Origin of the sequence: Lactococcus sp. EKM203L (genome assembly GCF_011800585.1) — a bacterium.
In the GTDB taxonomy this organism is placed as follows: domain Bacteria; phylum Bacillota; class Bacilli; order Lactobacillales; family Streptococcaceae; genus Lactococcus; species Lactococcus lactis.
Map to the genome: position 1 here is coordinate 30,515 of NZ_JAALEQ010000008.1, position 19,734 is coordinate 50,248.

Below are 19,734 nucleotides of genomic sequence, written 5' to 3' on the forward strand. Positions count from 1 at the left end.
TTTTAAGGATAATATTTCTTGTTCACAACCTTGCTAGCCTCTCTGGACTAGATTAAAAGTTTTATTGTTTATTAGTTTAGCAAAATAATTGAGCTTTTACAAGTTTTAAAACACTTTTCCTTAAGAAATTAATTAAAGTAATTTTTGGATTTCTTCTTCCATTTCTTTAGGTTCCGTTTTTGGCGCAAAACGTTCAATAACATTTCCTTCTCGGTCAATTAAAAATTTTGTGAAATTCCATTTAATGGTCCCGCTAAGTGCCCCTTTTGCTTCTTTTTTCAAAAATTGATAAAGGGGATGTGCTTCTTTACCATTGACTTTAATTTTTTGAAACATGGGGAAAGTGACTCCATAATTTAACTGACAAAATTCATTGATCTCCGAATTTTCGCCAGCGTCTTGATTAGCAAATTGATTACAGGGAAAACCTAAAATTTCCAATCCTTGGTCTTTATAGTTTTCATACAACTTTTCAAGTCCTTCAAATTGCGGTGTAAAGCCACATTTACTTGCAGTGTTGACCACAATTACAACTTTGCCTTTAAAATTAGACATTGAAACAGTTTCGCCGTTCATTTTAACGGCACTAAAATCATAAAAATTCATTTGATTGCCTCCATGACTTTTATTTAATTATTTATTGACAATACCGATTCTGTCAGTAAAAATTTATGGCTGTCAGTAAAATTTTACTGACAGAAATTTTATCGCTTACTTCTTAACTAATTTTAGTATAACAAATATTGATTTTTAAGCCAAGAACTTGAATTTTATGTTAAACTATTTTTATGAAATATAAAACTCGACGAAGAAAACCAAATCGACGTCAATCCTTGTTAAAACAGCTCATCTTTATTTTCCTAGTTATTTTAGGAATCTTAGTCTATAATAAAATTTTTAATAACCAAGCACAAAAGCCGTCTGAAGCACAACTTCAAGAAATTAATGAACATAAATTCATCAAAGAAATTGCTCCACTCGCTCAAAAATCACAAAAAGAAAGTCAGGTACTCGCTTCTATCACCATCGCTCAGGCCTGTCTTGAGTCTAATTTTGGCAAAAGCGAACTTGCAAGCAAATATCATAACCTTTTTGGTGTCAAAGCATCTGGTGATGTGCCAAAGGTTTCGCTTGCTACGCAAGAATATGAAAATGGTCAGTGGGTCACTGTCCAAGGTGTTTTCCGTGTTTATCCAAATTTTGCTGACTCAGTTTCGGCACACACCCAGCTTTTCCTTTACGGAACAACTTGGAATTCTAAACAATACGCTTCGGTTCTTAGTGCAACTGATTATAAAACTGCTGCTAAAGCCGTTCAAAATTCTGGCTATGCAACAGACCCCACTTATGCTGACAAACTTATCAATATGATTGAAACTTATCATTTAAATCAATATGATAAAAGTTCAAGTATTTAAAAATCACTGACAGATTTTTGTCAGTGATTTTTTTTAAAATTTTAATGTTTTTCAAAAACGCCTTTAATTGACTTGAGAATTTCCATACCGATTACAGCAATTACGGCAAGCCCTGCTGCTACAATCCATTGAGACCAACCAAAAGCAGCTGGAATTGAGAAAATTTCTCTGAGGAATGGAAGAGTAGTCAAGCTGTATAAAGCAAGACAGAAAGTCACAGCCATCAAAACGTACTTATTCGTTGTAAAACCAAGTTTTAAAATATTTTGTGAATTTGAACGTGCAGCAAAAGTTTGCAAAGTACGTGCCAAAATCAAAGTTGTAAAGGCCATAGCCACACCCATTTCAGGTGATGTTTTTTGTCCAACATATTGTGAAATAATCGCCGCAATCCCAATCAATGAACCCCGAATCAAAATAACCCGCATTAACCCATTGGCAAAGATTCCTTCATTTAACTGACGAGGAGCTTTTTCCATAACATCTGGTTCTGCTTTTTCCATCCCTAAGGCAATTGCTGGGACAGAGTCATTGACCAAGTTAATAAATAAAAGTTGCAAAGCAGTGAATGGATTGACCCAGCCCACGACCAAAGCAAAGACAATCGCAATAATCGCTCCTAAGTTTCCAGAGAAAAGGTAACTAATTGATTTTTTGATATTATCATAAACCACACGACCAATTGATACAGCAGAAACAATTGATACGAAATTATCATCAGTCAAAATCATACTTGACGCATCTTTTGCTACATCTGTTCCTGAACCCATTGCAATCCCAATATTAGCTTGTTTCAGGGCTGGAGCATCATTTACACCATCACCAGTCATCGCGGTTACTTGATGCTCATTTTGCCAAGCACGAACAATCCGAATTTTATTTTCAGGAGACACACGAGCATAAACCGAAATCTTTTCTAAATTTTCACGAAGTTCATCCTCAGTCAGTGCGTCAAGTTCTTGACCAGTGAGCGCCATATCTCCTTCGTTCATCAAACCAATATCTTTGGCAATGGCTTGTGCTGTCGTTTTGTGGTCACCCGTAATCATAATCGTTTTAATGCCGGCTTTTTTTGCTTCAGCAATAGAATCATAAACAGCCTCACGAGGTGGGTCAATCATTGCTGACAGACCAATCAGAATCAAATCATTTTCGTCAGTAAGTGTGAGTTCAGTCTTATTATCACTGACAGGTTTGTAAGCATAAGCTAATACACGAAGCGCTTTTTGACTGAAAGCTTCATTTTGAGCTTGAAATTTCTCTTTCAATTCAGGAGTAAATTCTTGCACTTTTCCATCCAAGAAAACTTGATTACAGCGATTAAAGAGTACATCTGGGCCACCTTTAACAAAAATTGTTTTCTGACCTTCAAAATCATTGATTGTACTCATCAATTTACGTTCTGAATCAAATGGAAATTCAGCCAGACGTGGTGATTTTTCTCTTAAATCTTGATATGGATAACCGATTTTATCACTGTAAGCAATTAAAGCCACTTCAGTAGGGTCACCAAGTAGCTGACCTTCTTGTGAAAATGATGAATCATTACAAAGCACCATTGCATTAAGTAACAATTTTTGGTCTGCCTGTGTTAAATCTGTCAGTTCTTTACTGCCTTGCGTTGGCAAGAAAGAATCAACAACGGTCATTTTGTTTTGAGTCAAAGTTCCGGTTTTGTCAGTACAAATGACTGAAGTTGAACCCAATGTTTCTACAGCTGGCAAATTACGCATAATCGCATGCTGTTTTGCCATTTTATTTGTTCCAACAGATAAAACGATTGTAACAACAGATGAAAGAGCTTCAGGAATTGCAGCAACCGCAACCGCAACTGCAAACATGAATGAATCAAGAACAGCCTTTTGCATATCAGCCGTTTGATTTGTCGTAAAGAGTCTCAAAATTTGAACAGCAAAAATTAAAGCACAGAGCGCTAAAATTGCCCAACCTAATTGTTTCCCAAATTTTTCCAATTTTTGTTGAAGTGGCGTTTGTTTAGCTTCCGCAGTTTCCAACATTTGAGCAATTTTACCAATCTCGGTTTGCTCAGCAATTGCTGTTACAAGAAAATCTGCTCGTCCATAAACAACAAGACTTGAACTGAAGACCATATTCTTGCGGTCACCAAGTGCAACTTCTCCCTCAATGACATCTGAAAATTTTTCAACCGGTTCAGACTCACCTGTCAGCATTCCTTCTTCGACACGTAAGTTTTGAACATCAATTAAACGTCCATCTGCTGGAATAAAATCACCGGCCTCAAGTGAAACAATATCGCCAACAACAAGCTCACGCGCAGGAATTGATGTTTTCTCTCCATTACGTAAAACTTTAGCTGAGGGTGCCGACATCTGTCTCAAAGCATCTAAAGAACTTTCTGCTCGTTTGGTTTGCACGACCGCAACCACTGAATTAATCATCAAAACAATGAAAATAACAAGTGATTCAACAAATTCCCCCAAGAAAAGTTGGACAAAAGCAACTAAAAGTAAGATGATAACCATTGGGTCTTTCAAAGTATCAATAAAAAGTTCCCAAGTTGAAGTTTTTTTCTTTTCTTTCAATTCATTGAAACCATCTTTAGCTTGACGATTTTCAACTTCTTTTGGGCTCAAACCTTCGAATTGACTTTTAGTTTCCTCTAAAACTTCATTGACGGATTGATTGTAAGGCTGCATAATGATTCTCCTTTATTTCTAACTGATATCATGAGAGGTTTTACAAAAAAAGACCTCTGCCAGATATCAAAACTGGCAAAGGTCTTGCTAAACATACATAAGTATGTCAACAAAGCCGGTGAGAATCTCACGAATTGACGACTTTGTTTCGGTCTTACCGACGCTACTCCCCTTTGGAATATTTAAGTTACCCTCATTTTATTAAAAATGGGCTTTTTTGTCAAGTTATTTTCTTATTTTTTAAATACAAATCTATGATTATGATTGATTTCTAATAAATTTAATAGCTTCTCGATTCTGTTCTTTTAAATCAATCCCTTGTGCTTTAGCCGCAAAAATACATCCACAATAACATTGACGATAAACATCGTATTCTTTACACATCTCTACTGAACGTTTATAACCATTATTCTTCTTAAAATCACTTGGAAGATAATTCACATCATAAATCTTTTGAATATCAAGACCAATTTCATTAATTAATTGGCTATTCTTCTTTGGTGATAAAGTCAAAGCACTACCAAAATAATCAAAACCAAGTTCTAAAGCCTTCTCAGCAACTATATCCAATCGCATTTCAAAACAAGAGGTGCAACGTTTCCCACCCTCAGGTTCATTTTCTAAATGTTTTTGACGAACCATTTGTAAAAAGAAATTTGGTTCATATTCGGCAGCAATAAATTGAACATTATTTCCTGTCCGTTCATTAAAATCTTTTACAAATTGTTCTTGAACCATTTTTCTTCTTGTATATTCAGTTGACGGATGAATATTTGAATTAGCAAAATAAATCGTCACATCGGCTGATTGCGTAAGGTATTCTAATGAATAAGTACTACAAGGGGCACAACAAGAATGAAGCAAAATTTTGGGACGAACAGAATCTCTTTCCCAACTTTCACGAACTTTTTGAAAAACACGATCATAATTTATTTTTTGATTAGGATTCATTTTTTCAATGATATTTAAACTATTTTCCATCATTATATCCTTAAATTCTCTCTATTTCTGTCAATTATTATATCACATTTTGAAATAAAAAATGACCTCTTTCAAGAGGTCACTATTGGTTATTATATCTGTTAAATCAAATTCTTGGAAATTTGAAAAATCTAAGAGATATTGGATAAGATAATTCTACCCATTTTCGAGTTCGCTTTCAATACCATTTATTGGTAACTTTTGTTAATCACAAAAATATCTACTCACTAAAAGAACTATTTTTTCTTTTTCTCGCTAAACTTTTTTCCAATTTTTTATTTTTACTTTTTATAAAAGCCGTAAAAGTTAAACTTGAAACCCCTGTTATTAAACAAGTTTCCCAACCATCTTTAGCATTAAATCTAGCAAATATTGAAATTTCTTTAACTATTTCTTTCCAGAATTCCGTCACTACTTCTTCCACTTCCATGTGTGAATTTGAATAAAAATGAGCACCAATTATTAATAAAAACAAAATACCCCAACCAATTATATAAGACCAATTCTTTTTCATCAAAACAATCGGACGTTGATATTTATCCTCTTTTCCCTCATCTTTAAATTCAACTTTTGAAGCTTGCAGCCATCCCACCAAAAATGATAAAAAGAGTAATATAATAGCCACCATTATATTTTCTTCACCCCAAGTCATCGTGATAAAAAACATCAGCGTTGAATACAAAGGCAAAATAATTAATTCAAGCCTGCTAATTTTTTCAAATTCGAACGAATGTTTTGATAACCTAAAAGTCAAATAAAATAATAGGATATAAGATCCAATTTTTAACATAAATACTCCTTCTGCATTCTATATTATATTATAAAATTCAAAATGATTCTCAAACTTTTGAATGATTTTCATAAAAAAATGACCTTAAACAAATTCCTGATAAGATCAAAAATTGTTTAGATCATTTTAAAAACTGTCATTTATTGAACCATGGAAGTATCCATATAAACTTTAGATATAATTCTGTAACCAGTCTCACAATTTACCTCTTTAATCTCTAAATTACCATCAGAATTAATTCTAAATTCGTTAATTAATGTTTTGTTAGCATTATCGGCACCCCCATTAGCGGAAGGTGTATAATCGATTTTAAAAGCCTTCACATTTGCGATACTACCATCAGTAGCCGTTTCTAAATCATAAATCACATCAATCCCAGGTTTCAACCCCTTTTGTTCAAATAAAACATCTTGAACAGCTACTACCCACATATTTATTTGATTCGTTGTTAATTGATTCTGTTTAATTTCTGGAAAACTTTGTGATACAACTTTCATTCCCGGATAATGTTCAAAGTCAATCGCTTCAAGTTCTCCTGAGCTATTAACTTTATAAGAGTTAACGGAATCAATTTGTGTCGCAGTATAATCTATTTTTGCTTGATACAAATTATTATCACTTTTAGAAACAGTAATTCGAAGAGGATGAGTATCTTGCATTTGATTGCTCTGCGTGATTGCTACCCATTGCTCAAATTGATTTTCAGTTAAATTTTTTGTATCCACACTCAACTGACTTTGAGTTGTTTCTTCTTGACTGCTACTTGATGTTTGGCTGCTTGAACTTTTCTGACTTTCTTTTATTTCACTAGTTTTTGAAGTCATTTCCTTTTTTGAGCTACTTTTTAAACTTGAAGCATTTGTCTTTACTCCACCAGTTTCATTATGTTTTACTAATGCAAAGCTTACTCCACCAATAAGTAAAACTGCCACCGCTCCAATAGCAGCAAATTGCCTTTTGTTAACTTTTTCATCTGATACTCCTCCTAAAATCATTCTAGCTTAAATTAATCTAAATATCTATTATTTAGATATATTTCTTTGTATTCTTTTCATAATCTAAAACAGAATCTGCTCCATTTAGCCAAACTTATGAATTCAATCAAGGAAAATTATCTTTAATTTTAATAATGAAGCAAATAAAATTAATGACATTCGTATAATTGACACTAATAGCACATCACGTTTATAGCCAAATTAGATCCAAATAACTTTACAGAATCATCTGTACTCACCTATTTTAAAGCTTTCTTTGGTGCAGACGCAGAAAACTATAGTTTCCTTCCTGATAAAGATGGAGATACTTGCATAATTAGTGTAATTTCCAATAAAATACTTGCAAGTGGTGGAAGTGGAACAGTGGGACTTTATCAAGTTTTGCCAGATGGGTCTTTCTATCTAGTCACTCGTGATTCAACTAACAACACCTATATAAGATATTAATAAAAAGCTAATAAGCTCTTTCTATAACAGAGTTTATTAGCTTTTTTTGCTATAATTATAAGTATGAATAAAAGCAGAATAGAGGCGCTTACTGACGGAATATTTGCCGTAGTAATGACCCTAACAGTTTTAGAATTTAAAGTCCCAGAAGACGGAAATCTTTTTTCACCCAATGTATTACTTATGCTCCTTATTTATGTCACTACTTTTGTTGCTCTTGCTTCCATTTGGAACTCACTGCACCATGTAATGACATTTATCAAATCAAATAAAATTGATGAGTTAATTCTCTGGTCTAATCATTGGATTCTACTTATTGTTTGTCTCTTTCCCTTTTCAACTGTTGCACACGCAGAACATCCAAACTCTTTGACTGCAAGTTTAGCCTATGTTTCAACCTATTTAATTCCTTGGATTAGTTTGATTGTTCTCAGTCAAATAATTTATAAACAATACAATGGGAGTGCTACTCTTCGAAAGAGAAATCTGTAAAGAATTAAAATCTTTCTAGTCTTTTTACTACCTGGAGCTCTGATATCACTTGTTTGGTTGTACGCTCTGCCAATAGTGACTATCTTAATGGCAATAAATTGGGGAAGACATAGCAATTTTGATTAAGCGTCTAAACAACGCTTTTTTTATTACCGTTTTGCGATTTATAGATTTCTTGACTCCAAACAATTTATTTCTGAAATATAAATGAGTATTTCCTCAAAACTGACCTTACATAAACGTAAGTTATACCTTCTATTTTCCATATTAAAATAGATAAGTAAAATATATTTTTGTGAGGTACTTTTTTGAAACAACGTTTTGGTTTATCTGGCTATCAACTTAAAATAGTAGCAATCATCTTCATGCTACTTGACCATATTTACCTAGAAGTTCTTCTAGGACTTCCTGGGATACCCGATTTTTCTATCTTAGATATGGCATCCCGATTCGTCTCTCCTCTCTTCTTTTTTCTAATGATTGAAGGGTTCTTTTATACCCGAAATCGAAAAAAATATCTAACACGCCTTCTAATTGCTGGAGCATTCATGGCTCTCGGAAATTTAGTCATACATTATCTCATGAATGTCTCCATAAGCTTTTTTACTATCCTTAATCCAAATATCTTTCTGAGTTTAGCCTGTGGTTTTGGTGCTGTATGGCTCCTTGATACTATTATAGAAAAGAAGAAAATATTGCTGATTTTTCCGCTCATTTTCGTTTCAGCTCTTTCAATATTTACAGAAGCAAGTTTAGTTGCTCTAATCCTTCCATATTTAATGTACGCATCACGTAAAAGTGGAAAAGATTGGATTCTTTATATTGGTACACTACTTTTATCAATCTTATTTCTTCTACAGGCCTTTTCTTTTGACACTTCCATGTCGCTTTGGCAAAGTATTTCTCTTAACCCAGAATTCCTAATCATCACCGTTCTTCCTTTTATTTACCTATACAATGGCAAAAAGGGTGGTCGCTCTTCAGCCTTTGAAAAATATTTTTTCTATGGTTTTTATCCAATTCATATCTGGATTTTATTTATTATTGGTCACTTACTAAACCACTAAATAAATTTGAAATAAAAAAACGCTAATCGCAGCGTTTTTTTATTCTTAAAGAAGTTAATTTTAGGTTCAAAGCGATAGCAAAAGAACTATTAAAGTTACAAGTGCCGGTAAAGCTTGGACAAATAATATTTTTTTCGTCACTGTCAAAGCACCATAGATTCCAACTAAGATGACAAAAAGCATCGCAATAATAAAAACGGAAGTAGCTGCATTCATTATGGCTAGTACTATAATCATCAAACCAAAACCAAGGTTATAAATCCCTTGGTTGGAGAGCGCAACCTGTAATGTCTTATTTTTTAATTCAGATTCATCAAAACCAAAAGCGTCAGCTTGCAACTTTGTTCCTCCAAACATCTCAATAAATCCAAACAATAAATGCTCTACTCCTACAATAATTATTAAAATAAGTGATATCATAAATTTCTCCTCACCTAGATTATATCAGTATAAATTAGATATAAAAAATAAAAAGAACTATCACTAATGATAGGTCTTTTTATTATAAACTGATTCTTATCCTTGAACGATAGTTACACCACAAGGTGCATGATTGACAACATAATTCGTCGTAGATCCTGCAAGTAATCTATCAAACGCTCCTGCTCCTGTTGCCCCCATGACAATTAAATCAATATCGTTTTCCTTAGCATATTGAACAATTTCTCGTTTTGGAGAACCCGATAAAATTTGCGTTTTGAATTTAGATTCTGCTGGAATAATAGAGCCTACTTTGAGTAAAATATCATTTGCCAACTTATCCAATCCTGGAGTCTCAACAATACCATAGTTAGCAATGCCATAATATCGCACTAAATCTTTAACGGTCAATACAATTAACTCTGCTTCAGACCATTGTGCTAACATTACTCCTTCTCGAACCGCATTATAAGCTTGGTCAGAACCATCGACAGGAACTAATATTTTTTTATACTGTTTCGCCATAATAATACCTCCACCTATTCTTATAATTTTATTATAATACTATCACTAACAAAATGAAAGCGATAAACATTATATAATAAATGAAAATAAAAAACTGACCGAAATCAGTTAAAACTTATTTATTTTTTATATGCTTTAAGTTCTTTTTCTTTAAAATACAATTGTTGACTTCCGTTAAACCTAACTAAGATTCCTGCTTTGTTTTCAGCGATTACTGTACCGATAATTCCTTTATATCTTGTTTCTGGTAAATTTACTAATTGTCCGATTTTATACTTCATTTTTACTCCTTTTTAATAGATAAAATAAATCATTTTTCAATCATTTTAACTTTTTCTTTTATTAAATCTCTTGTTTTTCTAAACTCAGCCAAAATTTCTGTTTCTGTCCCTATCGCACAAGCAGGGTCTTGTAAGTCCCAGTGTTCGTGATTAACTCCTTTAGGAATCATCGGACATTTATCAAGAGCATCTCCACATAAAGTAATTATCAAATCACATTCATTAAAATAATCTAAATCAATTAGCTCAGATTTCTGAGAAGAAATATCTATTCCCTCTTCTGCCATTACTTTAACTGCACGGGGATTTAAACCATGCGTTTCTATCCCTGCGGACCGAACCTCCCACCCTTCCAAATTTTTATGTCCATAACCTTCGGCAATTTGAGAACGACAAGAGTTACCTGTACAAAGAAAATATACTTTTTTCATAATAATACTCCACTTATTTTTATTAACATATTATATAATAATTTATATTTTTTCTCTTAGTTGACAGTTGACTATTCCACCTTTCAACGATGAGAAGGCGAGGGGCAATAATAACATGAAAAACCCACCATTGGCGGGCCATTTAAAGAAATCTTCATATAGGAAGATGATGGATAAGATAACCAATATACATTGGCTGTCTAAGGAGGATGTGGGATTCGAACCCACGCACGCTTTTACACGCCTGACGGTTTTCAAGACCGTTCCCTTCAGCCAGGCTTGGGTAATCCTCCATTGATTAATAAAGTATATCGTTTTTATCTATTGTTACAAAAACAAACCAATTAGGCACCCAATACATACAAAGAAATTTTATCTGTACATAAAAATCTTTTGACTTCCTATTTTCAATCGGTAAATCTTTAGCTAATATTCTGCAGCTGGCGAAAATTTACGGCTAAAGAAGCTCAATATGCAGTAAATAATCTTCCAGCATAAAATAGCTACTTCTAAATTTTGTGATTAAAGATATATTTAATTCAAAAAAATAAAACTCCTTGTTGTAATGAGGAGTTTTTAATATATTTATCTAATACTCTGTAAATTTTTACTATCAAATTCTTAGGCTCCTCTTCTATCATATCAGCTTTTCCCATGAACCAGTTTTTACTAATCGAGAAAATTTCTTGTTTTAAGTTTATCATTCGTTCAATGTGGAACCCTAATATCAAATTATGAGCGTAAGGAATGCTATTATTAGTTAATAATAGGTAATAATATTAGTGCTAAAATATTTTTTAGTTTAATAAAGCTAGTCGAGTTAGTTTTATTGTTACTCATTTACTGGCCTCTCATTCTTAGTAAGTTTAAGTTTTTTTGTTAGCTTTTGTTAACGACAAAATATTTTATCTAGTGTTATAATAATCATGGCCAAAGAAAACTATTTTATTGACTATATTTGCTATTTACACATTATCTTTTTATAATCAGAATCCGGCCAATTTTGAAATAATTTCTTCTACTATTTGTTGTCTAGTAGAGGTTTTTTATTTTCTTCATCAATATATTGTGAACTAAATTTATATTTTGATGACTAGTATTTGAATTTCCCTATCCTTCTTATAATTCCAATTATTTTGTAATTACAATGCTTAAAAAATCTCAATCAATAAATTAGAAATAGTGTCTAAGAAGATGTATCATATCATACTAATTTTATAAAACTTATTATTCGTTTAAGCTAAAATTGATAGAATTATAATGTACCATTCTAAAATATAGAAATCATGATTTATTTTTAACTTAAAAGATCTGGTACACATCAATTCCACTAGTTTTTAAAATTCTAGCGGTTTTTTTATAAAAAAGCGTCTAAAGTGATAGGCGACTGGAATAAATTCATTACACACTTCTTTTCTTAATGAATAATAAAAAGACGTCTAATTAATTTAAAGGTCTTGCTACACACTGAAATATCTTATAGAATAAAAAACTTATAGAATAAATTACTTTATAAGACAGAAATTGGTGTATAGATAATTCAATTATATGAAGTTGTATAGATATTTTCAAGTAAAATGGTCGATTATAAAAATAAAAATGGCAGCAGATGACTGACATTATATTCAGAATTTTAATTTTATTTAGATTAAATCAAACTTTGTAGGTATAATTTTATCTGTTCATTATTACTTATTTATTGTTGTTTTAATATGAATTAGTGTATTTCATAGGTAACACGGAATAAACTGCACAGAAATATTGGTGAAGTACAGCAGCTATATTTGATTATAGCAAGTATAAGCCCAATTATTATCGTACTTTTTGTTTACACGATGATATCTAATAAATCGCTAGATAACTTAACTTGCACAATCATTTGAATATTAGTTATTGCTTTCGCCACATTGTTATAAAAAAAATAAAATAAAACCCTGACCAAAGTCAGGGTTATTTTTAATAATTTTTTTATTTAGTATAAGCGTTAAATGCTATTCCTTCATTTTTCCAGCCGGCTTTTATCAAAGAATCTCTTTCAAAAGAGCTCATTGTAAAGTGATGCGAACCTACTTTTGCATTTGGATTATAAAGACGATAAACAGGGACTCCAGTATTCGCTTTAGCAACTGGGAATCTAAATGCTGTTCCATCATTATTCCACCCAATAGAAACAAGGCTAGCAGCTTCAAAATCACTTGTTGTATAATGGTGGTCACCTGCATTGGGGTTATATAAACGTTGCACAACTGGATATCCTGAGTATGGAGGTTCAGTTAATGGGATATAAAATGCGACTCCTTCAGATTTCCATCCCGCTTTTTCTAAAGTTAGAATCTCCCAACCAGCAGGTGTAAGTAAATGTTCACCTGAATTTGGATTATAAACTCTATATAATCTTTCGTGAAGTGGATCTGTATCTGCAGAAACTTGGTGTGCATTAATAACCCCTCCCATTATAAATGCCATTGCTGCTAAAATTACTAAACCTATTTTTTTCATAATATCCTCCTAGACATCACATTTATATATATAAATAAAACAAGAATCCTCAAAAATATTGTGAGTCCTTTAATAATTCAACGATTAGAGTATATCACTTTAAGCTAAGCATTACAAAAACAAACCCATTTCGTAACCAAACCAATACAAAGACTCAAAAGCCGTACATAAAAAGCACCACAGGTGGTGCTTGGAAGTATTTCTGAAAGAATTTCTTTTGAATAAATTCTTTATAGATTTTTTTTATAAGAACCAAAATAATATCACGATAAAAACTATACTCGTTACTTTTAAAGTAATCTTTTCCATTTGTTTTAATTCATCAAATTTCGGTTTAAGATATTCAAAGAAAAAACATTGAACCTATCAGAATTGACGCATTTAGACACATCCATGCTAGCTTACTATTTGATTCAGGTATGACTTTTAAACAAGTTTAATATAGATGATTAAAAAACTACTATGAATGTTTATACGCATATCACAGAATTCACTAAAGATAATATCGAGATAAATTCTCTGCATACATTGACTTTTAACTAGCTAAAAATAGCTAGTTTTTTATATTTTTTGGGTCTGCTTTTGGGTCTGCCTTTTTTTGTATTTTAACTATCTACAACTATTTTCAAAAAACAAAAACCGCTCTATTGAACGATTACTAATACTTTTGGATTCTATAAAATCCATTCAATGGAGGCGAGGGGAGTTTTTCAAACATTGATATAAAAGAACATACAAGATTTACCCCTTCTTTACCCACTCTCCTTTTATTTTATGGTTCTTGCTGGACTCGAACCAGCGACCGAACGGTTATGAGCCGTTAGTTTGACCAACTGAGCTAACTACTAAATAAACAGAGATTTTTAATTTTTCAAAATAACTTATGAAAAAAATTAATACTATTTACTTTATTTAATCATTGATGTGTCCATAAATATTTTGGAAATAATTGTGTATTTAGAACTATCATTTTTATCCATCATCTCTAAATCTCCATCAGCATTAACCATGAACTCATTAATTTTAGTTTTATTTGCAATTGCTACACCACCATTTGGATTATCTGAGTAATCTATTTTAAAAATATCCGCATAAACAATGTTATTTTCTAAATGAACATTTACATCATAAAATATATCTATTATTGGATTGATACCTTCACTCTCAAAAAGTGCATCTTGAACAGCTACTACCCAGTATAATACTTCTTTTTCATTTAATTTTTTATGATTGATTATAGGAAAATTTTTTGAAGATACCTTTAAGTCTGGATAATTTGCAAAGTCTAGACTTTTTAAAAAACCATTATTATCTATTGCAAAATAATCCCTTGAATCAAGATGACCTTGTGTAATGTCAGTTCTTGCAATTCTTTCACCAGCATCGTTCCTTTTAATAATAATTCTTTCTGGTCTACTATCAAGAGGATGCTCTCCTTCATACATTGCAATCCATTGTTTGAATTGCAAGTCAGATAGATTTTTTGTATCAACTATTTTGCTTTGTTGCGATGATTGTGTGGAATGGCTTTGATGTGAACTGCTGGATTGAGTAGAATTCTCACCTTGTGTACTTCTTTTCGTAATTTTTGATGATGTCCCCGCTTTAGAACTATTGCTTGTATTTGATTTTTTTGAGTTACATGCTCCCAACGTCAAAAGTAATAACAGGGAAATTATTGTAATTGCAAGCTTTTTCATAAATATTTCTCCTTTAATTTATTTCATTATATCATATAAAACAAAATAAAAAGCCACTCCAAAGAGTGACTAATATGAATAAGCAGGATGAGCCAACCGAAGCTCAACCTTGTAAAGCACTGACAGGACTGTGAGAACTTCACGGCACTTATGTAAGTGGTTACATTATACTACATCACACTATACTTGTCAACATATAAAAAAGCGCCCAGAGTAATAGGCGCTTAGGAGTATTTATGAAAAAGTTTATTTTTGGGAATGTACTTATTATATGCTTATTTTCTTAAATGAATAATAAAAAATGCCATCATGGCTGAGGCATTTCTGATTATTATATCAATATCTACTCGTTAAAAGGATATGGACATTATTAGTATAACTGTTCATTCAGTTGTAGAATCCATTATTTGTTAACTACTTCTGATAACATGCATTTAATTGACTATCTATACCAATTTATGGTACTATTCAAATGTTACACTAGCTCTCGTACCTTACATTCATTTAGCTAAAACCACCAGTCTAACGTCGCTGGTGGTTTCTTGTATAATAAAACGCTCCAATGACGGTTGGAGCGCTTTCGAAACAATCTATAATTATATTATACACTGTAAACGTTTTCTGATAAAGCAATATGCTCGGCGAAAGAAAAACGCCCCGGAGGGCATGAGTATTATCTATCCTTGAAAGTCTAATAACCTCTTCTTACTTGTCCATTGAATTATTTGAAGCGGACTGGATGCCAGTGCCTTTTGAACTTTTTCTGGTATTGGTTTATTTATTACCACTACATAGTTTATTTCATCCATATAAAGTTTTAAAATATCATCAAAAATATAATATTGTCTAGCAAAGGAGTCGAAATCAGAATTATTTACTGCTTGCATGAGCGTTTCTTTTCTTTTAGATGTGACGCCTAGAATGTAATCAACTCCATGATCAATTCCCGATGCCCCTTGCTTTCGCACTGCAGACACTCCACCAAAATCTTCTTCTTTGAAAAAATCAAGAACATCTTCTAAAAACATTTTTTTAACGTTCTCTTTTTTGGTAAACAAGAGTTCATATACTTTATTAATGCCTTCTATTAACTTATGTTTACCTTTACCAAAATCTTTTCGAGTTATTTCAATGTATATGGAATTTGTATTTTTATCGATGCGTAATCCATTTGAATAGATTATCGTATTTAAGTGTTTTTGTCTCGTCTGAGAATTGAATTCATAATTGACCATAGAAAGTTCATTTAAGGTTTCACCATCATCAGATACCCTGATATCATAATCTGATATTTTTTCTACATATAAATTAATTCTATCCCCAATATGATTAGTATAGGGAGTGGAAATAACTTGAATTTCATCTATTTTTGACAATATGGTGCCATCTTTATACCATTTTAAATAATCATCCATCAATCCATCTAATAAATTTTTTTCAGTCATGACCTCTCCTCTCTATATCATTGGAATTTCAAAATCATTCCACTCTACATTGTTATAGTCTAAGAAAAATATTATACTATCTCGTAATTCTGAACGAAATTCCTTATCAATTTCTGAAATGTGTAGAACTCTATTTGTTGATGAATCATGAGAATCAAAAATATGTAGTATTAGTACCTTCAATGGCATCAAAATGTGCACTACCAGAAACATCCAATCTGATCATTTGCCCAATTTTTTTTAGAGAACATAATATAAGTAAGATTATCTTTTCTAATATGCCCTTTCCTATTAATAATCATCTAAAAATTTTCTTGATTATCCGGCGCTATCATTTTGTATCTCGTTGCACTGCCAAAAGTCGGTAAATTAAATTCTGTTCCCATAATATTTTTCAAAATATTAAAAAGATCTTCAAAGTATAATTCTCTATTTTCCATAACCGTTCTTCAATTTAAATTTAGTCCTGCTTTTACTTTACTCGAAAGTTGGTTAAAAGTTAAATAATCAATTGACAAATTAAAAATATTATGCTGTTAATGAAAACAAAAAATACCCGCCGAAGCGAGATCGAATAACATCTACTACTTTTTATTAGAGATATCTTTTGCTTTCATCTTCTCTAGCTCTTTTTTTATTTTATTCTTTTTGGTTTCCTTTCCTCCTTCATATATCATAACAAGTACAAAAAATCCTAAGAATGGCATAATTATATCTTTAAAATTAAATCCTAATGCTCCCTTATATAAAAAGAAACCTACAAAGCCAAGAAATATTATAGGAAGGATAGACCCTAGATATTTATTTCCAATATACCCAGAAAATGTTTGAATAGCTATAACAGCTATTATTATTAAAATTTCTATTAAATTACCCATCAATACTCTCCTTATGTTTTCTAATTATTTCTTTAGCAGAGTCTAAAGAAATTTTTTCATCAATTACCATCTGCATTATATTAATTTCGAAAGTATCCTTGTTATTATCTGATAGTTTTATCTTTTCAATAATTTTATTTACTCTAATTCTAACAGTAGGATAACTTACTTCATACTCTTTTGCCAATTGTTTAAGTGAACCCGAAGCAAGAATAAACCTCTTTAAAAATTCTTGTTCTTCTTTTTCTAAATTAAAAAACCAATCCATCCAATCCCTTTCTTTAATTTTATTTAACTTATTTTAACATTATTAAAATAAAAACACAAGATACTTTATTTATATTTAAATAAAAAAATTCCTGACCGAAGTCAGGCATACTTATCATATGTGACGAGTACTCTTCTCATAAAGTTCTTGGCTAGTATATTTTATACCTCCCATTTTTAAATTACCTTCCTCATCAATTGAAGATTCATTACCTTGCCATGCAACTGTTGGAAGCATATTGATTCCAACCGCCCAATTTCTTAACTTTTTAACTTTTTCAAAATAGTCTTGCTCTAATTGAGAACTTAAGAACCGACTCTCTCCATTGTCAAATTCTAAGTGTATACGCATGTTAGGAAGCATCTCTGCTTTTATCAATTTTGGTATTGTTTTTACTTTCATTTTATCATAGGCTGATGGTGCAAATATATAACTACGTTTACCAGTACTTCTATAATCAACTCCTATTTCCAATTCCTCCTTTGCTCTTCTCAAAACATAAGCTTGATTCAGGTTTAATGCTTCAGCTAGTTCCCTGGTTGTCATTACATCTTTAATATCCAAAAATATCCTCCTATAGTTATAGTCTTATGTCGGACTTCCGACCTCAAACTTATTATACCACTTAAAATTTAAATAGCAACAATATTGAACAAAAAAATCCTGACTGAAGTCAGGGTTAATTTTATGTTTTATTGTACATCTTTAACAGCTTGGTCTGACTTTGCTCGAGTATCTTGTACTTCACGCAAAGCTTGGTCATTACTTTGACCTGACTTTTGACGCAAATCATTAAGTTGTTGGTTTAATTGAGCAATCGTTTGGTTGGCTGCGTCAACTTCTTTTTGTTTATCAGCTACTTTTTGATCGCCTTCTGCAATTTTAGCATTGATTTCATTAATCTTAGCTTGAATTTCATTTTGTTTATCCACATTTGCTTGTGCTAATTGGGTCTGAAGTGTAGTTACTTGCGAATTTTGAGAATCAACTGAATTTTTTAAGTTTGTAATTGTATTATTCAAATCAGAAATTGTTTGATTTTTTGTCTTAACTCTATTTGAAAGTGTATCAATATTATTATTGATTGCTTGAATTTCGCCGTGTCCAGACCAATAATTGTCTGCTAAAGTTTTTACTCCAACACAAGCACTAAATACTATTGCAAACGTTGCAGCCGCAATAATGATTTTTTTGATTTTCATTTTAAAAATCTTCCTTTTTCGATTTTGCACAAAACGTATTGTAGCACATACATTACATTTAATCAATACCAATTATTGAAAAACCTGTATTTTTTAGTTATAGAAAAAAACTATAACCTATATTTACTGTTATTATCATATTTACTTATAAGCGAAATTGAATATATCAATTATTATTCAATATACCAATTTCCATGAATGAACAAAAAAAACCTGACCGAAGCCAGGGTTAATTTTTATAGTTTATTCTTTTAATTTTTCCAAAGCTGCTTTTGGTACCTCGCTTTTTTTGACCTCTTCCCAAGAAGTTACCCCTTTATCGGGAATAACTGTTAATTTCAAATATGCTTCCTTTCGAAGATTGTGGTCTGCATTGAATTCAACTTTTTTTACCTTCCCATCTTTTTGGTAAGAGTATATATCATAAACATACTGTTTAAATTTTTGCCCCGAGTCATCTTTTAATTCTTTTTCTGCTCCATCTTTTGTAATCTGAACATAGTATGAAGTACCACCATAGCTTACTTTATACCAAGCATAGCCAGATCCGATAAGAATTAATAATACTACCGCTAATCCCAATAATATTTTTTTCATTATTTTACCTCTCAAAATGTTTTGATATTTAAAGCATAACCTTATCTTATAAGTATTTTCCTTACAATTTTGTAAGAAAAAAGCTCTGGCCGAGGTCAGGGTTGATTTATTTTCTACTATTCAATTCATACAAGAGAATCAGAATGACAACAATAATCGGCCAAACCCACCAGAAATCTAATAGTAGTTTCATATCAGGCAATTCTATAATCCTTTAGAAAAATTCTACCATAGTTTACACATTTTTACGATATAGTTTTTCCATCTGTGCTTGATATAGTGGAATAATAGGCGCTTTGGGAAAAGCTTTTTGATAGTTTGTCCACATCCCTGTATCTGTAATCCATGAATACATACCAGCATTAATCATATAAATTCGTTTTGTATCAACTGTTTGAATAAAGTGCATTTCTTCTTCCTCATATTCTATATCGTTTAGGACATGCAGATTTAAAAACTACTATGAACATTTATACTCACATTACTAAATTTGCTAAAGATAAAATTGGACAACAATTTTCTGATTATATTGATTTTTAACCAGTATTAATAAACTGGTTTTTTATTTTTTCTCCCTCTTTTTCTCCCTCCCTTTTATCAGATTGTATCATATCATATCG

Annotated in this window: 22 protein-coding genes, 2 tRNA genes and 2 pseudogenes; 5 read left to right on the top strand and 21 right to left on the bottom strand. The window is 31.5% G+C overall.

The window, feature by feature from the left end; genetic code table 11:
• Nucleotides 1–132 precede the first annotated feature (132 nt).
• A complete protein-coding gene (locus HFD15_RS11460) occupies nucleotides 133–606 on the bottom strand; it encodes a glutathione peroxidase (RefSeq protein WP_023189147.1) in 474 nt (157 codons plus the stop codon).
• Between the two features lie 182 nt (nucleotides 607–788).
• On the opposite strand from HFD15_RS11460, the gene HFD15_RS11465 reads away from it, so the two are divergent.
• Entirely contained in the window at nucleotides 789–1,418 is a 630-nt protein-coding gene (locus tag HFD15_RS11465; RefSeq protein ID WP_012897981.1) for a glycoside hydrolase family 73 protein, read from the top strand.
• A gap of 41 nt (nucleotides 1,419–1,459) precedes the next feature.
• Here the strand turns inward: HFD15_RS11465 and yoaB are convergent, their stop codons facing one another.
• The 4 genes from yoaB to HFD15_RS11485 form a co-directional block, all read right to left on the bottom strand.
• On the bottom strand, nucleotides 1,460–4,096 hold the full coding sequence (gene yoaB, locus HFD15_RS11470; RefSeq protein ID WP_058208019.1) for a cation-translocating P-type ATPase: 2,637 nt from the start codon (nucleotides 4,094–4,096) through the stop codon (nucleotides 1,460–1,462).
• A gap of 258 nt (nucleotides 4,097–4,354) precedes the next feature.
• Nucleotides 4,355–5,077, bottom strand: coding sequence for an epoxyqueuosine reductase QueH (locus HFD15_RS11475; protein ID WP_167593167.1), 723 nt, complete (start codon nucleotides 5,075–5,077; stop codon nucleotides 4,355–4,357).
• A 220-nt stretch (nucleotides 5,078–5,297) separates the two neighbouring features.
• Nucleotides 5,298–5,867 carry a hypothetical protein gene (locus HFD15_RS11480; protein WP_167593168.1) on the bottom strand — a complete coding sequence of 190 codons (570 nt, stop codon included), beginning with the start codon at nucleotides 5,865–5,867 and terminating at the stop codon, nucleotides 5,298–5,300.
• 140 nt (nucleotides 5,868–6,007) lie between these two features.
• A complete protein-coding gene (locus tag HFD15_RS11485; RefSeq protein WP_058208022.1) occupies nucleotides 6,008–6,862 on the bottom strand; it encodes a hypothetical protein in 855 nt (284 codons plus the stop codon).
• A gap of 510 nt (nucleotides 6,863–7,372) precedes the next feature.
• Between HFD15_RS11485 and HFD15_RS11490 the strand changes: the two genes are divergently transcribed.
• Both HFD15_RS11490 and HFD15_RS11495 read left to right on the top strand, forming a co-directional pair.
• Nucleotides 7,373–7,801, top strand: a complete 429-nt coding sequence (locus HFD15_RS11490; protein ID WP_225210361.1) for a TMEM175 family protein — start codon at nucleotides 7,373–7,375, stop codon at nucleotides 7,799–7,801.
• A gap of 308 nt (nucleotides 7,802–8,109) precedes the next feature.
• Nucleotides 8,110–8,868: a TraX family protein gene (locus HFD15_RS11495; protein ID WP_058208023.1), complete on the top strand. Its 759-nt coding sequence runs from the start codon at nucleotides 8,110–8,112 to the stop codon at nucleotides 8,866–8,868.
• Between the two features lie 66 nt (nucleotides 8,869–8,934).
• Here the strand turns inward: HFD15_RS11495 and HFD15_RS11500 are convergent, their stop codons facing one another.
• The 6 genes from HFD15_RS11500 to HFD15_RS11525 form a co-directional block, all read right to left on the bottom strand.
• Nucleotides 8,935–9,288, bottom strand: coding sequence for a DUF1304 domain-containing protein (locus tag HFD15_RS11500; RefSeq protein WP_058208024.1), 354 nt, complete (start codon nucleotides 9,286–9,288; stop codon nucleotides 8,935–8,937).
• 96 nt (nucleotides 9,289–9,384) lie between these two features.
• A complete protein-coding gene (locus tag HFD15_RS11505) occupies nucleotides 9,385–9,813 on the bottom strand; it encodes a universal stress protein (RefSeq protein WP_003130484.1) in 429 nt (142 codons plus the stop codon).
• A 119-nt stretch (nucleotides 9,814–9,932) separates the two neighbouring features.
• Nucleotides 9,933–10,094, bottom strand: coding sequence for a hypothetical protein (locus HFD15_RS11510; protein WP_167593169.1), 162 nt, complete (start codon nucleotides 10,092–10,094; stop codon nucleotides 9,933–9,935).
• 29 nt (nucleotides 10,095–10,123) lie between these two features.
• Nucleotides 10,124–10,525 carry an arsenate reductase (thioredoxin) gene (arsC, locus tag HFD15_RS11515; RefSeq protein WP_021722800.1) on the bottom strand — a complete coding sequence of 134 codons (402 nt, stop codon included), beginning with the start codon at nucleotides 10,523–10,525 and terminating at the stop codon, nucleotides 10,124–10,126.
• A gap of 203 nt (nucleotides 10,526–10,728) precedes the next feature.
• A tRNA-Ser gene (locus HFD15_RS11520) sits at nucleotides 10,729–10,818 on the bottom strand.
• Between the two features lie 1,675 nt (nucleotides 10,819–12,493).
• The gene (locus HFD15_RS11525) at nucleotides 12,494–13,024 is read right to left on the bottom strand and encodes a hypothetical protein (RefSeq protein WP_029344027.1); all 531 of its coding nucleotides are present in this window, start codon (nucleotides 13,022–13,024) and stop codon (nucleotides 12,494–12,496) included.
• A gap of 356 nt (nucleotides 13,025–13,380) precedes the next feature.
• Here HFD15_RS11525 and HFD15_RS14395 point away from each other — a divergent pair.
• A pseudogene (locus HFD15_RS14395) lies at nucleotides 13,381–13,563 on the top strand (site-specific integrase); the annotation flags it as partial.
• Nucleotides 13,564–13,799: 236 nt separating this feature from the next.
• Here the strand turns inward: HFD15_RS14395 and HFD15_RS11535 are convergent.
• The 10 genes from HFD15_RS11535 to HFD15_RS11580 form a co-directional block, all read right to left on the bottom strand.
• Nucleotides 13,800–13,879: transfer RNA gene (locus HFD15_RS11535), tRNA-Ile, on the bottom strand.
• Nucleotides 13,880–13,932: 53 nt separating this feature from the next.
• Complete coding sequence (locus tag HFD15_RS11540; protein ID WP_029344028.1) at nucleotides 13,933–14,724, bottom strand: hypothetical protein; 792 nt, start codon at nucleotides 14,722–14,724, stop codon at nucleotides 13,933–13,935.
• 677 nt (nucleotides 14,725–15,401) lie between these two features.
• On the bottom strand, nucleotides 15,402–16,169 hold the full coding sequence (locus HFD15_RS11545) for a DUF1828 domain-containing protein (protein WP_167593170.1): 768 nt from the start codon (nucleotides 16,167–16,169) through the stop codon (nucleotides 15,402–15,404).
• Between the two features lie 302 nt (nucleotides 16,170–16,471).
• Entirely contained in the window at nucleotides 16,472–16,609 is a 138-nt protein-coding gene (locus HFD15_RS11550) for a hypothetical protein (protein WP_155266163.1), read from the bottom strand.
• Nucleotides 16,610–16,753: 144 nt separating this feature from the next.
• Nucleotides 16,754–17,047 carry a hypothetical protein gene (locus tag HFD15_RS11555; RefSeq protein ID WP_029344030.1) on the bottom strand — a complete coding sequence of 98 codons (294 nt, stop codon included), beginning with the start codon at nucleotides 17,045–17,047 and terminating at the stop codon, nucleotides 16,754–16,756.
• Nucleotides 17,040–17,315: a DUF2089 family protein gene (locus HFD15_RS11560; protein WP_029344031.1), complete on the bottom strand. Its 276-nt coding sequence runs from the start codon at nucleotides 17,313–17,315 to the stop codon at nucleotides 17,040–17,042. The genes HFD15_RS11555 and HFD15_RS11560 overlap by 8 nt, the downstream gene beginning before the upstream one ends.
• Nucleotides 17,316–17,429: 114 nt before the next feature.
• On the bottom strand, nucleotides 17,430–17,879 hold the full coding sequence (locus HFD15_RS11565; RefSeq protein ID WP_032941784.1) for a hypothetical protein: 450 nt from the start codon (nucleotides 17,877–17,879) through the stop codon (nucleotides 17,430–17,432).
• Between the two features lie 128 nt (nucleotides 17,880–18,007).
• Nucleotides 18,008–18,517: a hypothetical protein gene (locus HFD15_RS11570; protein ID WP_058208026.1), complete on the bottom strand. Its 510-nt coding sequence runs from the start codon at nucleotides 18,515–18,517 to the stop codon at nucleotides 18,008–18,010.
• Nucleotides 18,518–18,760: 243 nt separating this feature from the next.
• Nucleotides 18,761–19,114 (bottom strand): YxeA family protein, encoded by a 354-nt coding sequence (locus HFD15_RS11575; protein ID WP_029344033.1) that lies wholly within the window; start codon nucleotides 19,112–19,114, stop codon nucleotides 18,761–18,763.
• A 235-nt stretch (nucleotides 19,115–19,349) separates the two neighbouring features.
• Nucleotides 19,350–19,523, bottom strand: coding sequence for a hypothetical protein (locus tag HFD15_RS11580; RefSeq protein ID WP_225210360.1), 174 nt, complete (start codon nucleotides 19,521–19,523; stop codon nucleotides 19,350–19,352).
• 14 nt (nucleotides 19,524–19,537) lie between these two features.
• On the opposite strand from HFD15_RS11580, the pseudogene HFD15_RS14595 reads away from it, so the two are divergent.
• Nucleotides 19,538–19,654 (top strand): annotated as a pseudogene (locus tag HFD15_RS14595) (site-specific integrase); the annotation flags it as partial.
• Nucleotides 19,655–19,734: the final 80 nt, after the last annotated feature.

Bases quoted from the DNA above. Each gene is read 5' to 3' on its own strand.
- HFD15_RS11580 (WP_225210360.1), bottom strand. From the start codon at position 19,523: ATGCACTTTATTCAAACAGTTGATACAAAACGAATTTATATGATTAAT.
- HFD15_RS11575 (WP_029344033.1), bottom strand. From the start codon at position 19,114: ATGAAAAAAATATTATTGGGATTAGCGGTAGTATTATTAATTCTTATC.
- HFD15_RS11475 (WP_167593167.1), bottom strand. From the start codon at position 5,077: ATGGAAAATAGTTTAAATATCATTGAAAAAATGAATCCTAATCAAAAA.
- HFD15_RS11540 (WP_029344028.1), bottom strand. From the start codon at position 14,724: ATGAAAAAGCTTGCAATTACAATAATTTCCCTGTTATTACTTTTGACG.
- HFD15_RS11510 (WP_167593169.1), bottom strand. From the start codon at position 10,094: ATGAAGTATAAAATCGGACAATTAGTAAATTTACCAGAAACAAGATAT.
- HFD15_RS11485 (WP_058208022.1), bottom strand. From the start codon at position 6,862: ATGATTTTAGGAGGAGTATCAGATGAAAAAGTTAACAAAAGGCAATTT.
- HFD15_RS11560 (WP_029344031.1), bottom strand. From the start codon at position 17,315: ATGGATTGGTTTTTTAATTTAGAAAAAGAAGAACAAGAATTTTTAAAG.
- HFD15_RS11555 (WP_029344030.1), bottom strand. From the start codon at position 17,047: ATGGGTAATTTAATAGAAATTTTAATAATAATAGCTGTTATAGCTATT.
- HFD15_RS11550 (WP_155266163.1), bottom strand. From the start codon at position 16,609: ATGGAAAATAGAGAATTATACTTTGAAGATCTTTTTAATATTTTGAAA.
- HFD15_RS11500 (WP_058208024.1), bottom strand. From the start codon at position 9,288: ATGATATCACTTATTTTAATAATTATTGTAGGAGTAGAGCATTTATTG.
- HFD15_RS11460 (WP_023189147.1), bottom strand. From the start codon at position 606: ATGAATTTTTATGATTTTAGTGCCGTTAAAATGAACGGCGAAACTGTT.
- HFD15_RS11490 (WP_225210361.1), top strand. From the start codon at position 7,373: ATGAATAAAAGCAGAATAGAGGCGCTTACTGACGGAATATTTGCCGTA.
- HFD15_RS11480 (WP_167593168.1), bottom strand. From the start codon at position 5,867: ATGTTAAAAATTGGATCTTATATCCTATTATTTTATTTGACTTTTAGG.
- arsC (WP_021722800.1), bottom strand. From the start codon at position 10,525: ATGAAAAAAGTATATTTTCTTTGTACAGGTAACTCTTGTCGTTCTCAA.
- HFD15_RS11505 (WP_003130484.1), bottom strand. From the start codon at position 9,813: ATGGCGAAACAGTATAAAAAAATATTAGTTCCTGTCGATGGTTCTGAC.
- HFD15_RS11525 (WP_029344027.1), bottom strand. From the start codon at position 13,024: ATGAAAAAAATAGGTTTAGTAATTTTAGCAGCAATGGCATTTATAATG.
- HFD15_RS11545 (WP_167593170.1), bottom strand. From the start codon at position 16,169: ATGACTGAAAAAAATTTATTAGATGGATTGATGGATGATTATTTAAAA.
- yoaB (WP_058208019.1), bottom strand. From the start codon at position 4,096: ATGCAGCCTTACAATCAATCCGTCAATGAAGTTTTAGAGGAAACTAAA.
- HFD15_RS11570 (WP_058208026.1), bottom strand. From the start codon at position 18,517: ATGAAAATCAAAAAAATCATTATTGCGGCTGCAACGTTTGCAATAGTA.
- HFD15_RS11465 (WP_012897981.1), top strand. From the start codon at position 789: ATGAAATATAAAACTCGACGAAGAAAACCAAATCGACGTCAATCCTTG.